Source organism: Dokdonia sp. Asnod1-B02 (assembly GCF_045063955.1).
Classification (GTDB): domain Bacteria; phylum Bacteroidota; class Bacteroidia; order Flavobacteriales; family Flavobacteriaceae; genus Dokdonia.
Genome location: NZ_JBEFNW010000002.1, coordinates 2981407 through 2994334, shown reverse-complemented (window position 1 = coordinate 2994334; position 12928 = coordinate 2981407). Strand labels below are relative to the sequence as shown.

Sequence of the window (12928 nt, the reverse complement as noted above, 5' to 3'; positions counted from 1 at the left end):
TATAAACTAAAAATGTTCATTATTTCTTAACCTAGAAAAGCGTGTGCCTTGCAAATGATGGTCAAAAAAGACGTATTTTAGTAGTAAACAAAGCTAAAATATTTTACGGACGTATCTCACATAATCTCTCTGCCTTTTGAACGAATTAATCTTAGAACTCTCAGAAATCAACCCGCGCGAATTTTTCGGTCAGCGTAACTCAAATATCGAACTTTTAAAACAGTATTATCCAAAGCTTAAAATTGTTGCCAGAGGTAACAAAATCAAAGCTTATGGTGATGAGGATCTCCTCGAAGAGTTTGATAGGCGTATGACGATGCTTATGGAGCATTTTGGAAAATACAATAAGCTCGACGAGAATTCCATAGAGCGTGTACTCACGAGTGTAAGTAAAGCAGATTATGAAACCCCAGTAGAAAGTGGTGACACACTAGTACATGGTGTAAGTGGTAAACTTATAAAGCCGCAAACTGCAAACCAGCGTAAACTAGTAGAGCTCGCAAAGAAGAATGACTTAACATTTGCTATAGGCCCAGCGGGTACTGGAAAAACTTATATAGGAGTTGCTCTTGCTGTACAAGCTCTCAAAGAAAAGAGAGTAAAAAAAATTATTCTCACACGTCCAGCGGTTGAAGCTGGTGAAAACCTAGGTTTTTTACCAGGTGATCTCAAGGAAAAGCTAGATCCATACATGCAGCCGCTATATGATGCGCTACGTGATATGATTCCTCATGAGAAACTAGAAACATTTATTGAGAAAGGAGTCATACAGATTGCTCCTATGGCATTTATGCGCGGTCGTACTTTAGACAATGCCTTTGTAATACTTGACGAAGCACAAAACACGACTCATGCTCAAATGAAAATGTTCCTTACTCGTATGGGGCGTAATGCAAAGTTTATGATTACCGGGGATCCAGGACAGATAGATTTACCTAGGAGAGTTACTAGTGGTCTTAAAGAAGCGCTACTTATTCTCAAAACCGTTGAAGGAGTTGGTATGGTTTACCTAGATGATAAAGATGTTGTACGCCATCCTCTCGTAAAGAAAATGATTGCAGCATATAGAGAGATAGAAAATAGAAATGATTAATTTTTATTAAGCAGAGTGCTTGATTAAGCATTTAGAATTTTACTTTTGACACTACTAACCACGTTAATGTTTATCTAGAGATAGCAGACGTAAAGACAACTTGAAGTGAATACCATTACAGATACAAATTTCAATTTTCCAGGACAGCAATCTATTTATAAGGGGAAAGTCCGCGAGGTCTATACTTTAGAAAATGATTTATTATTAATGGTGGCTACAGATAGGCTTAGTGCCTTTGATGTGGTAATGCCTAAAGGAATTCCTTTTAAAGGGCAAATCTTAAATCAGATTGCGACAAAAATGATGCGCGATACAGAGGATATTGTACCTAACTGGCTTGTGGCTACTCCAGATCCTAATGTTGCGGTAGGAAAGCGATGTGAACCTTTTAAGGTGGAGATGGTGATACGTGGATACATGTCTGGTCATGCTGCACGTGAGTATAAGGCGGGACGCAGAGTTCTTTGTGGTGTTGCAATGCCAGAAGGGATGAAAGAAAATGATGCATTTCCAGCGCCTATTATTACACCAGCGACTAAGGCAGAGATGGGTGATCACGATGAGGATATCTCAAGAGAAGATATTATTAAAAAGAACATCGTTTCAGAAGAGGATTACTTAGTGCTAGAAGATTATACGCGCAAGCTTTTTCAAAGAGGAAGTGAGATAGCAGCATCTAGAGGGCTTATCCTAGTAGATACAAAGTATGAATTTGGAAAAACAGCAGATGGTGAGATTGTTCTCATAGATGAGATACACACACCAGATTCCTCTCGTTACTTCTATGCAGAAGGTTATGAAGAGCGCCAGGCTAGCGGAGAGGCACAGAAACAACTTTCAAAAGAGTTTGTGAGACAGTGGCTTATCTCAAATGATTTTCAAGGTCTAGAAGGTCAGACGGTTCCAGAGATGACAAATGAGTACATAGAGACCGTATCAGAAAGATATATCGAATTATATGAGAATATTACAGGTGACGCTTTCGCGAAAGCGGACACTTCAAATATTCTTGATCGTATAGAGAAAAACGTGCTTGCATACCTTGCAAAATAACAGCATAGCACTCTAAAAACTAAAAGCCCTTTCGTTACGAAGGGGCTTTTTTTGTGTTACGCTTTCGCGAAAGCGTACTTATATCACTTACTAAAATCTAATTCAAACTTTGAAATCATTTGCAGTAATACCTCCTCAGTTTCTGTAAAAAATGGTCTTGCACCTTGATGAGCATCTACCTTTTTAAACTCAGCGACGATAGATCCAGACTCATAGGCATCTACTATTTGAGGATGCACGTAGTACTTTCGACATACATTACGTGTATTTCCTAGAGCTTCTGCAGCTGCATCAAAACCTTTTAGTACGTTAGATTTATTTTCTTTTTCGTCTTCTGTGTAGCCTAGATCATGCACGGTTTCAAAAAAAGTTTTTGTAGCTCCCCAAGTTCTAAAATCTTTTGCCGAAAATAAGTCACCACTTAGCTCGTGCATGTAATCGTTTACCATCGTGCTATCTACGCGGTGCTTTTCGCCATTTGCATCATAAAATTGAAATAACTCCCAGCCAGGTATTTCCTCACAACGGTTTACAAGTTTTGCGAGTTTCTTGTTGCGTAGGGTAATGTTGTGCTTTTTACCTTTTTTACCCACAAACTCAAAGCGGATTTTTTCCTTGGTAGTCGTCACGTGTCGGGTGCGCAAGGTAGAGAGACCGTAGGTTTTATTACGCTTTGCGTAGTAATCGTTACCTATACGTATGTGGGTTTCTTCCATAAGTCTAAGCACGAGTGCTAGTACTTTACGTTTAGACATATCTGGAGCGTCTAAGTCTTGGTCTATGCGCTCTCGTAACTTTGGTAATGCATTTCCAAAATTTGCCAATTTATAAAACTTAGTTTGGTTTCTAATTTTTGACCACAGGTCGTGATAGCGGTATACTTTTCTGTTTTTAGCATCTCGTCCTACCACTTGTAAATGTCCGTTAGGAGGATATGCAATGCGCACTTTCTCCCAGTTAGGCGGTATTACGAGATTATTGATGCGATCTAGCTCCTTCGCGTCCTCAAGAGGTTTATCATTAAAGTAATAATGAAAGTTTTTCTTCTTCTTTTTCCTTCTTATGTTGAGGTCTGCATCAGAGACGTAAATGAGATTTGCTGCGGCTGCAGTTTCCTCTGGGTTTCTGAGTATGTTCTCGATTTGGCTGGCGGTGAGTGTCATAGCAGTAAATTTAGTGACGAAAACAAATGCCTGTTCAAAAATATATGTGAACGTTTTGGTAAACTGCTCTTAATTTTTGTTACTTCACCATATAAATAGATCTTGTATGCAAGCACAACCATCATTTTACGATCAGGCTAATGAACTTATAGCAGATTTTTCTAGCGCTATGTGGGGAATCCCGCTCGTATGCTTACTTATAGGTGGCGGTCTGTTTTTGCTCATCTATTCGAGGTTTTTACCATTTAGATATCTAGGTCATGCTGTTGCAGTACTGCGAGGGAAATATGATGGAGAAAACGACGAAGGAGAGATCACACACTTTCAAGCACTCACTACTGCACTTAGTGCAACCGTAGGCATGGGTAACATCGCCGGTGTTGCTGTTGCAATTGCAATAGGTGGTCCAGGTGCTGTATTCTGGATGTGGATGAGCGCAATAGTAGGGATGGGAACTAAATTTTTTACAGGCTCTCTAGCGGTAATGTATCGTGGTAAGGATAGTGAAGGCAAATTACAAGGTGGACCTATGTACTTTATTACAGAAGGAATGGGGAAGGCATGGAAACCACTTGCCGTAATCTTTAGTATCGCAGGATTAGTTGGTGCATTGCCAGTTTTTAATGTAAACCAACTCACACAGGCGGTAAATGATATTTTACTCGTTCCGCAGGGTGTTGAGGTAGGTTTTACTTCGAATTTAATTATTGGTCTTGTGCTTGTCGCAATTACCTCGATTGTAATAATAGGAGGTTTAGATCGTATTTCTAAAACAGCTGCCAAACTTGTTCCAGCCATGGTGCTCATCTATTTTGTAGCGGTGATGGCGATTTTATTTGTAAATATTGACGTGGTTCCTAAATACTTTAGTTTAATTTTTACAGACGCCTTTTCTGCCGATTTTTATACGGGAGATAAACTGCTAGGAGGCGTTGTAGGTGGTCTCATATTACTGGGTATAAAACGTGGAGCGTTCTCAAACGAGGCAGGAGTAGGTACAGCACCAATGGCGCATGGAGCTGCAAAAACAGCAGAACCTATACGTGAAGGACTCGTAGCAATGCTCGGTCCAGCAATCGATACCATCGTGGTGTGTACTCTTACGGCGCTTGCAATTTTAGTGACAGATGTATGGCAAACGAGCGATGCAAATGGAGTTACGCTTACGGCTTCCGCTTTTGCGAAAGCGTTATCACCCGCAGGTAAATACATATTATTATTGTGCATCGCCGTGTTTAGTATCTCATCGCTTTTCTCATATAGTTACTACGGGACGAAGTGCTTGAGTTTCCTTTTTGGAGCGCACAACAAGAAGTATTATAACATCGCTTATATCGCAAGTATCTTGATAGGAGCGACTACATCACTTAGTATGATGATTAATTTGATAGACGGATTTTTTGCCATCATGGCAATACCAACAATGATTGCAACCTTGTATCTCGCACCAAGGGTGATGAAGGAAGCGAGAAGGTATTTTAAAGCTTTAAAAGGATAGAAATATTGATCGTTATTTTTTAAAGTTGGCCAACTGATGAACTAATACTGTAAGACATAAAAAAAGCTAGGTCATTTATTAAATTAAATGACCTAGCTTTTTCTATCTAATATCGTTCTGTTCAATTACACTTGGATCACCCCAAGATTAAAAGGCTTCTCGATAGGAGCGTGGTCTGCGGCTTCGATACCCATAGAGATCCATTTACGAGTATCTCGTGGGTCTATGATGCCGTCTGTCCAGATTCTTGACGCTGCGTAGTATGGTGATACTTGATCATCATAACGAGACTTAATGCGGTCAAAAAGTTCTTTTTCTACCTCTGGTGTAATTTCTTTTCCTTGCTTTTTGAGCGAAGCAGTTTCTATCTGTAGTAATACTTTTGCAGCACTATTACCAGACATTACTGCAAGCTCTGCACTAGGCCATGCTACAATAAGCCTTGGGTCATAAGCCTTACCACACATTGCATAGTTTCCTGCTCCGTAAGAATTTCCTATAATAATAGTAAACTTAGGCACAACCGAGTTTGAAACGGCATTTACCATTTTTGCTCCGTCTTTAATAATACCACCGTGCTCACTTTTACTACCTACCATAAAGCCAGTAACATCTTGTAAGAATACAAGCGGTATTTTTTTCTGGTTACAGTTGGCTATAAAGCGTGTAGCCTTATCTGCACTGTCGGAATAAATTACTCCGCCAAACTGCATTTCACCTTTTTTAGTTTTTACAAGCTTGCGCTGATTTGCAACTATTCCTACTGCCCATCCATTAATGCGAGCATATCCTGTAAGGATTGTTTGCCCGTATCCTTCCTTATACTCATCAAACTCTGAGTTATCTACTAGTCTATCAATAATGTCACGCATGTCATATTGATCTGCACGAGAAGCAGGTAATAGTCCGAAAAGTTCTTCTGGGTCTTTTGCAGGTTTTGCAGATTCTATGCGGTTATAACCAGCCTTTGTATAATCGCCTATCTTACTCATTATTTTCTTAATGGTATCTAGTGCGTCTTTATCGTCTTTAGATTTATAATCTGTAACGCCAGAGATTTCACAATGCGTAGTTGCTCCGCCTAAAGTCTCATTGTCTATAGACTCACCTATTGCAGCTTTTACAAGGTAACTTCCAGCTAGAAAAATACTTCCAGTTTTATCTACTATAAGAGCTTCGTCACTCATAATAGGTAAGTATGCACCACCGGCAACACAACTTCCCATTACAGCAGAAATCTGTGTAATACCCATACTGCTCATCACCGCATTATTACGGAAGATGCGTCCAAAGTGCTCCTTGTCCGGGAAAATCTCATCCTGCATAGGGAGATAAACACCCGCACTATCTACAAGGTAGATAATAGGCAGCTTATTTTCCATAGCGATTTCTTGTGCACGTAGGTTTTTCTTTCCTGTGATAGGAAACCAAGCTCCTGCTTTTACAGTAGCATCGTTTGCAACAATGAGGCACTGCTTTCCAGATACGTGACCTATTTTTACAACCACCCCCCCAGAAGGGCAACCGCCATGTTCTTCATACATACCATCACCTGCAAAGGCAGCAATCTCGATACATTTATCTGGATTATCTACAAGGTAATTAATGCGCTCGCGCGCCGTCATTTTACCTTTTGCTTTATGCTTATCTATTCTTTTCTGGCCACCACCTAGTTTTACTTGCCCTAGGCGTGTGCGCATTTCTGAAAGAAGTAGCTTATTATGATCTTCGTTTTTATTGAATTTTAAATCCATAAAATGTGTGTGTGCTTGAATGTTTTTCTGTCTATAAAGGTAAGTATTGTAGCACAAGCTTGAAATGAGAATTGTAAAAATTACCAGCTACCCAAATTCCAATAAATAACCGATATTTGTAGCTTGTCTTATTACAAAAGATTTTCCCTAAAAATAAAACTATGGGTATGAATAAAAATACCGTTCTGGCTTGGGCCACATTTATTATGATTTTAGTAGGCTTAGGACTTATTGCTCTAGGCGTTTTTAGATATACCGATGTAGCCGGCTGGGGTTTTGCATCTGTAGGTATTGGGTTTTTTGCCATTGCCTGGGTATTTAATGCCCTTAAGGGTCGCGTATAATGTGTAAGGATGCTTGAGGATTTTAAGCACCATATCGCACAAGATTTACCATTTCTTCTTGATAGTAAAATACTCGTCACTGTAAGTGGTGGGCTCGATAGTATGCTCTTATTATTGCTATGTCGTCAGGCAGGGCTTGATGTGAGCGTAGCACACTGCAACTTTAATTTAAGAGCTGCAGAGAGTGATGGTGATCAAGATTTTGTGGCGAGCTACTGCAAGCTCCATAACATTCCTGTTTACATAAAAAGTTTTTATACTTCCGCTTACGCGAAAACATCCAAGACATCAACCCAGATAGCAGCAAGAGAACTTCGTTATCAGTGGTTCAAAGAACTTTCGGTCGCCGAAGGTTTTGACTACATCTTAACTGCTCATCATCTCAATGACGATTTGGAGACATTTCTCATTAATTTGGGTCGTGGTACAGGTATAAAAGGACTTACAGGAATTCCTGTGGTAAATGGAGAGATTGTGCGCCCTTTGCTCAAATTTTCGCGAAAGCAACTAAAAAATTATGCTTTAAAAGAGGATTTGCAATGGCGAGAAGATAGCAGTAATGCAACAGATAATTATGTGCGCAATCATTTACGCCACCATGCAATACCAAATCTAGAAGAAGCTCAACCCAATATTCTCAAAGGGTTACAGCACACGCAGGAGCATTTAAAACAAAGTGAACGTTTACTGAAAGTTTATACAGCGCAGTTACGACAACAGTTTATGACTGTTTCTAACAGTGATGAAGTCATAGATCTAGTTGAACTAGCACGTCATCCAGAACCAGAAGCCGTGTTGTATCAGTTATTATCTCCTTATGGGTTTACCGCTTGGGATGATATTTATAAGTTGCCACAAGCGCAATCTGGAAAAGAGGTTACGTCGAGTACGCATCGCTTATTAAAAGATAGAGATAACTTGATTATTTCTGTAATTAAAGAGGAAGCAACACGTTCTTATCAATGGCAGCAAGGAGAGGAACGTATTAAAGGAGATTTTGGAATGCTGTCTCTTGAAGAAGGAGCTGTTGTGACTAGTTTATCTAAACAAGAGATTGTAGTAGATGCAGCGCATCTTACCTATCCACTCACCATTAGAAAATGGCAAGATGGTGATTATTTTTATCCTTATGGGATGAAGGGAAAGAAGAAGTTGAGTAAGTATTTCAAAGATGAAAAGTTATCTTTGATAGCAAAGGAAAAGGTCTGGCTTTTATGCAGTGATAATGCTGTAATATGGGTGATAGGCCACAGAGCAGACGACCGTTTTAAAGTAGTAGATACTACACAAAAAACAATAAAATTTACAATCGTATGACGCGTAAAGCATTCATTATAGCAACTTCTCTACTATTATTTATAGTAAGTGGAGTGGCCGCACAAGGATTTGGCATCACTCAAGTAACACTTGATCCCGTAGCCTGGGAAGGATCTGTAGAGAAAGTTTCAGACACTGAGTATGTCTTGCATTACCAAGCCACTGTAGAAGATGGGTGGTATATATATGCTCAAGAAACTCCAGCTGGAATTCCTTTTAACTTTGAGTTTTTACAAAAGGATGCAGGTGTTACTCGTGAGAAATTTGCACGAGAGAGCGAGACCAAAACCGCTTATGATGAGATTTTTGAAGAAAATGTAATTAAATATGCAGGACAGCGCCCTAAGCTATCTATGCCTATTACGCTAACAGATAAGAATATTACCATTGTCAAGTCGGTTATAAACTATCAGGTATGCAAAGAAGTATGTATTCCACAAGACTTTTATATTGCTCATAACCTCAAAACGGGTAAAGTCAAAGCTTTTACAGACTATAATGAGTTTGAAAGTTATGGAGCAACGCCTGCACAAAAAGATAAAGGAGAGGAAGAAGAGGAAGGTGTGATAGATGATAATGGACCTACTAACAAAGGTTTGTGGGCTACATTTTTTCTCTCTTTTCTAGGAGGTCTAGCAGCACTTTTCACACCCTGTGTGTTCCCTATGATCCCTATGACGGTGAGCTACTTTACAAAACAAAGTAAGTCTAGAGCTGCCGGTATACGTAATGCTATCATTTACGGTATATCTATCATTATTATATATGTAGTACTAGGGCTTACAGTAACTGGTGTTTTTGGAGCCACAGCTATTGTTGAGGTCTCTACTAGTGTTACTTTTAATCTAGTGTTCTTTATATTACTAGTAGTATTTGCCGTTTCATTTTTCGGAGCCTTTGAGATTATGCTTCCTCAAAAATGGGCAAATAAGATAGACAGCAAAGCAGATCGTGGAGGATTTGCAGGAATATTTTTTATGGCGCTTGCACTAGCTATCGTTTCCTTTAGCTGTACGGGTCCTATAGTAGGCGTTGCACTAGTACAATCTATTACAGAAGGCGGTATTACCCCAGTTATAAGTATGCTTGGTTTCTCTACTGCGATAGCGCTGCCATTTGCATTATTTGCAATGTTTCCAGGGTGGTTAAATAGTTTGCCAAAATCTGGCGGATGGCTTAACACAGTAAAAGTAGTTTTAGGATTTTTGGAGCTTGGACTAGCACTTAAGTTTTTATCAAATGCAGATTTGGTAATTGATGGTCATTACCTAGAGCGCGAGGTGTTTTTAGTATTGCTCATTGCAATTATGGTAGGACTAGCATTGTATTTATTTGGTAAAATCCAACTATCACATGACACCGAAGTAAAGAATATCTCTGTGGGCAGATTACTACTTGGTATAATGACTACAGCTTTCATTTTATATCTCATTCCTGGATTATGGGGTGCGCCACTTAAACTTATAAGTGGTTTCCCACCGCCTATGAATTATAGCGAGTCGCCTTATGGAATAGGAGGGCAACCTACACTCTCTAATAGTACTGCAGAGTTTCCAGAAAATGCAGAGATAGGACCTCACGGATTGTTATCCTTTACAGATTATGAAGCAGGTATGGAGTATGCCCGTAAAGAGAGCAAACCTGTACTGCTAGATTTTACTGGAAAAGCTTGTGTAAACTGTCGTCGTATGGAAGAGCTAGTGTGGTCTAAACCGGGCGTGTTAAATATCTTAAAGAATGATGTTGTTTTGATATCTTTATACGGAGACTCTCAAGAAGAGCTTCCAGAAGCCGAGCAGGGAGTAAGCGCTTCAGGACGTCGCATTAAAACAGTAGGTAACAAGTGGAGTAACTTCCAGATAGAACGTTATAATCTTGTCGCAGCACCATATTATGTAATGCTGGATCATGATGAAAAACCACTAAACAAGCCTATTGCTTACACTCCTGATGCAAAAAAGTATGAAAACTGGCTTAAAACTGCCATCACAACCTTTAATAATCAATAAATGAATTACACCTTTAAACTACTTTGTATAGTATGCTTTTTTGCTTTCGCGAAAGCGTCATCTGCACAATCACGAGAAACTATCTTAGATACCACCTATCAAGTTTCTGAACATTATAATAAACAAGAAGTGCGCATCAAAATGAGAGATGGAGTTCACCTTCATACAACCATTTACTCGCCAAAGGATACCTCAAAATCGTATCCTATTTTAATGCAGCGCACGCCATATAGTTCTAAACCTTATGGTGAAGGGCAAATGCGTACGGCGATAGCTCCTAATGCTTATTTAATGCAGGAGGGTAATATTATCGTATATCAAGATGTGCGTGGTCGCTGGATGAGTGAAGGTAAGTATGATAACATGCGAGCATTTATTCCTAATAAAACAGGAACTCAAATAGATGAAGCGAGTGATACCTATGATACGATAGAATGGTTAGTAAATAACGTAGAGAATAATAACGGAAACGTAGGAACATGGGGAATTTCTTACCCTGGATTTTATGCAACTTATTCTTTGTTAAGTGGTCACCCAGCTTTAAAAGCGGCATCTCCACAAGCATGTATAGGCGATTTCTTTTTTGATGATTTTCATCATAACGGAGCTTATTTGTTAAGCTACTGGAGAGCAACTGCAGTTTTTGGTTACCAGAAAGATGCACCTACTACAGAGTCTTGGTATGATTTTCCAGAGTTAAATAGCGATGACCAGTTTGACTTTTTCTTAAAAACGGGACCTTTATCAAACTTGGATAAGTATTACGATGAGACTAATGAGTTCTGGACGCAATTAAAGGAACATCCTAACTACGATGAGTTTTGGAAATCAAGAGGTATTATCCAGCACTTAGAAAATATAGAACCTGCAGTGATGGTTGTTGGCGGACTTTACGATGCCGAAGACTTATATGGACCTTGGGAAACTTATAAAAATATAGAGAAGCGTAGTAATAACTATAATACTGTTGTTTTTGGACCTTGGAGTCATGGAGACTGGGCTCGTAATAAGCCGAGACAAGCAGTGGGTAATGTATATTTTGGTGATAATATTTCAGATTATTTTCAAAGAGATATTGAGACAAAATTCTTTAATCACTTCTTAAAAGGTGGTGATAAAGACGGAGCTACAGGATTGCCAGAAGCACATGTGTTTGATTCAGGAAGTAAAGAGTGGAACTCTTTTGAGCAATGGCCACCTAAAAAGGCAATGCCGGCGTCATTCTTCTTAGGAAAAGATAATGCACTTACTGGAAGCGCTTCTAGTAAATACGATGCTGAGAAGTTTGTGAGTGACCCAGTAAATCCTGTTCCGTATGCAGAGGGTAAAAAGATGGTATTTACACCACGTAAATATATGTCTGATGACCAACGTTTTGCTGCGCAAAGAGAAGATGTATTGGTATATGAAACACCGGTGCTTGATGATGATTTGACGCTAGTAGGAGATATCATGGCAAAACTTAATGTAGCCACTACAGGAACTTCTGCAGATTGGATTGTAAAAATCATAGATGTATACCCAGACGATGTTCCTAATACTCAAGAAACAGAAGAAGGTGTAGAGATGGCAGGATATCACCAGATGGTACGTAGTGAGGTAATGCGCGGTCGTTTTAGAAAAAGCTTTGAACGCCCTCAGCCATTTGTTGCAGGAGAGAAAGATGAGGTTTTTGTGAAGCTACAAGACGTGCTTCATACATTTAAAAAGGGACACAAATTGCAAGTACAAATACAAAGCACATGGTTTCCTCTTATAGATTTAAATCCGCAAACGTATGTGGATAATATTTTTGAAGCAAAAGAAGAAGATTTCACTAAACAAACACATAGTGTATTCCACTCTTCAAAAATTGAATTTAATATTCTTACCAAGTAAGAGTACGAATCAATAATCACTATAATCAAAAAAGCCTGAGAAATTCATTTCTCAGGCTTTTTTGTATAAGAATAGTTGTAAAAAGAAAAACACCCCTGCAAAGCAGGGATGCCTTTCACCCCTAAATTCATGATAGCTAAATGAATAGCTCACAGTCCCCTAATCTCTTAGGTGCGCCAAATATAACCTACATTTTCTAGTTAGCGATAACTTTTCTCGGTAAAAAGTTAATTTTTAATGATTTAAAAAGAAAAGCACCTCTGCGAGTGCAGAGATGCCTTTCACCCCTAAATAATGTCTACTATATTATGATATTCTTAATATGACTTGTTGTGTATAGTTTTTTTTATAATGGATTAAGAATCCCATTATTTATTGTAAAAGTAGGATGATTTTGCAAGATGCTGTAGGGGTGTTTGCCCCTAATACAGCTTATTAAAATTGTAGGTGTTGATTACGAGAGTATTCTCTATATTTATGCAAACAATTGATTAGATGCTAACTAAGGTTTATGGAAGTGCTGTTTTTGGGGTAGATGCTACTACAATTACAATTGTTTTAGTATATGTTGTACCAAATACTATGAATAGCTATAAGACGAAGGTTAAGAGCAAATGTTAAAGTTTTAAATTATTCTATTTAGCACTATCTATTGCTTGAATCAATTTTTTAAAACGTTGCTTAACTGAAATTTGGTCTTTATTTATAAAATTTATCATAAGCTCCTTTTCTCTTACTTCTACAACATTAACAATATGTGACGTGTTGATGTAATACATTGTATTGTTCTCTGCTTTGACTTTGATAAATTTTGCCATT

Annotated in this window: 10 protein-coding genes; 7 read left to right on the top strand and 3 right to left on the bottom strand. The window is 38.7% G+C overall.

Annotated elements, in window-relative coordinates; genetic code table 11:
* Positions 1 to 136: 136 nt before the first annotated feature.
* Both ACJJVU_RS13340 and ACJJVU_RS13335 read left to right on the top strand, forming a co-directional pair.
* The gene (locus tag ACJJVU_RS13340) at positions 137 to 1093 is read left to right on the top strand and encodes a PhoH family protein (protein ID WP_108878186.1); all 957 of its coding nucleotides are present in this window, start codon (positions 137 to 139) and stop codon (positions 1091 to 1093) included.
* A 105-nt stretch (positions 1094 to 1198) separates the two neighbouring features.
* On the top strand, positions 1199 to 2146 hold the full coding sequence (locus ACJJVU_RS13335) for a phosphoribosylaminoimidazolesuccinocarboxamide synthase (RefSeq protein WP_405226401.1): 948 nt from the start codon (positions 1199 to 1201) through the stop codon (positions 2144 to 2146).
* Positions 2147 to 2229: 83 nt separating this feature from the next.
* Here the strand turns inward: ACJJVU_RS13335 and ACJJVU_RS13330 are convergent, their stop codons facing one another.
* Entirely contained in the window at positions 2230 to 3309 is a 1080-nt protein-coding gene (locus ACJJVU_RS13330) for a DNA topoisomerase IB (protein ID WP_405226398.1), read from the bottom strand.
* A 106-nt stretch (positions 3310 to 3415) separates the two neighbouring features.
* On the opposite strand from ACJJVU_RS13330, the gene ACJJVU_RS13325 reads away from it, so the two are divergent.
* A complete protein-coding gene (locus ACJJVU_RS13325; RefSeq protein WP_405226395.1) occupies positions 3416 to 4807 on the top strand; it encodes an alanine/glycine:cation symporter family protein in 1392 nt (463 codons plus the stop codon).
* Positions 4808 to 4932: 125 nt separating this feature from the next.
* On the opposite strand, the gene ACJJVU_RS13320 is transcribed toward ACJJVU_RS13325, so the two are convergent.
* Positions 4933 to 6561 (bottom strand): acyl-CoA carboxylase subunit beta, encoded by a 1629-nt coding sequence (locus tag ACJJVU_RS13320; protein WP_298326239.1) that lies wholly within the window; start codon positions 6559 to 6561, stop codon positions 4933 to 4935.
* Positions 6562 to 6722: 161 nt separating this feature from the next.
* Between ACJJVU_RS13320 and ACJJVU_RS13315 the strand changes: the two genes are divergently transcribed.
* Genes ACJJVU_RS13315 through ACJJVU_RS13300 form a run of 4 tightly spaced genes read left to right on the top strand, consistent with a single transcriptional unit; the run spans position 6723 to position 12109 of the window.
* Positions 6723 to 6905, top strand: coding sequence for a CAL67264 family membrane protein (locus ACJJVU_RS13315; protein WP_013749842.1), 183 nt, complete (start codon positions 6723 to 6725; stop codon positions 6903 to 6905).
* 9 nt (positions 6906 to 6914) lie between these two features.
* On the top strand, positions 6915 to 8222 hold the full coding sequence (gene tilS / locus ACJJVU_RS13310) for a tRNA lysidine(34) synthetase TilS (RefSeq protein ID WP_405226391.1): 1308 nt from the start codon (positions 6915 to 6917) through the stop codon (positions 8220 to 8222).
* Positions 8219 to 10231 carry a cytochrome c biogenesis protein CcdA gene (locus ACJJVU_RS13305; RefSeq protein ID WP_405226388.1) on the top strand — a complete coding sequence of 671 codons (2013 nt, stop codon included), beginning with the start codon at positions 8219 to 8221 and terminating at the stop codon, positions 10229 to 10231. Before tilS ends, ACJJVU_RS13305 begins: the two co-directional genes overlap by 4 nt.
* On the top strand, positions 10232 to 12109 hold the full coding sequence (locus ACJJVU_RS13300) for a CocE/NonD family hydrolase (protein ID WP_405226385.1): 1878 nt from the start codon (positions 10232 to 10234) through the stop codon (positions 12107 to 12109).
* Between the two features lie 635 nt (positions 12110 to 12744).
* Here the strand turns inward: ACJJVU_RS13300 and ACJJVU_RS13295 are convergent.
* Positions 12745 to 12927, bottom strand: coding sequence for a hypothetical protein (locus tag ACJJVU_RS13295; RefSeq protein ID WP_405226382.1), 183 nt, complete (start codon positions 12925 to 12927; stop codon positions 12745 to 12747).
* Between the last annotated feature and the right edge of the window lies 1 nt (position 12928).

What these genes read in the sequence shown, in the direction of transcription:
- ACJJVU_RS13330 (WP_405226398.1), bottom strand. Translation starts at nt 3,309, where the DNA reads ATGACACTCACCGCCAGCCAAATCGAGAACATACTCAGAAACCCAGAG.
- ACJJVU_RS13325 (WP_405226395.1), top strand. Translation starts at nt 3,416, where the DNA reads ATGCAAGCACAACCATCATTTTACGATCAGGCTAATGAACTTATAGCA.
- ACJJVU_RS13320 (WP_298326239.1), bottom strand. Translation starts at nt 6,561, where the DNA reads ATGGATTTAAAATTCAATAAAAACGAAGATCATAATAAGCTACTTCTT.
- ACJJVU_RS13315 (WP_013749842.1), top strand. Translation starts at nt 6,723, where the DNA reads ATGGGTATGAATAAAAATACCGTTCTGGCTTGGGCCACATTTATTATG.
- tilS (WP_405226391.1), top strand. Translation starts at nt 6,915, where the DNA reads ATGCTTGAGGATTTTAAGCACCATATCGCACAAGATTTACCATTTCTT.
- ACJJVU_RS13305 (WP_405226388.1), top strand. Translation starts at nt 8,219, where the DNA reads ATGACGCGTAAAGCATTCATTATAGCAACTTCTCTACTATTATTTATA.
- ACJJVU_RS13300 (WP_405226385.1), top strand. Translation starts at nt 10,232, where the DNA reads ATGAATTACACCTTTAAACTACTTTGTATAGTATGCTTTTTTGCTTTC.
- ACJJVU_RS13295 (WP_405226382.1), bottom strand. Translation starts at nt 12,927, where the DNA reads ATGGCAAAATTTATCAAAGTCAAAGCAGAGAACAATACAATGTATTAC.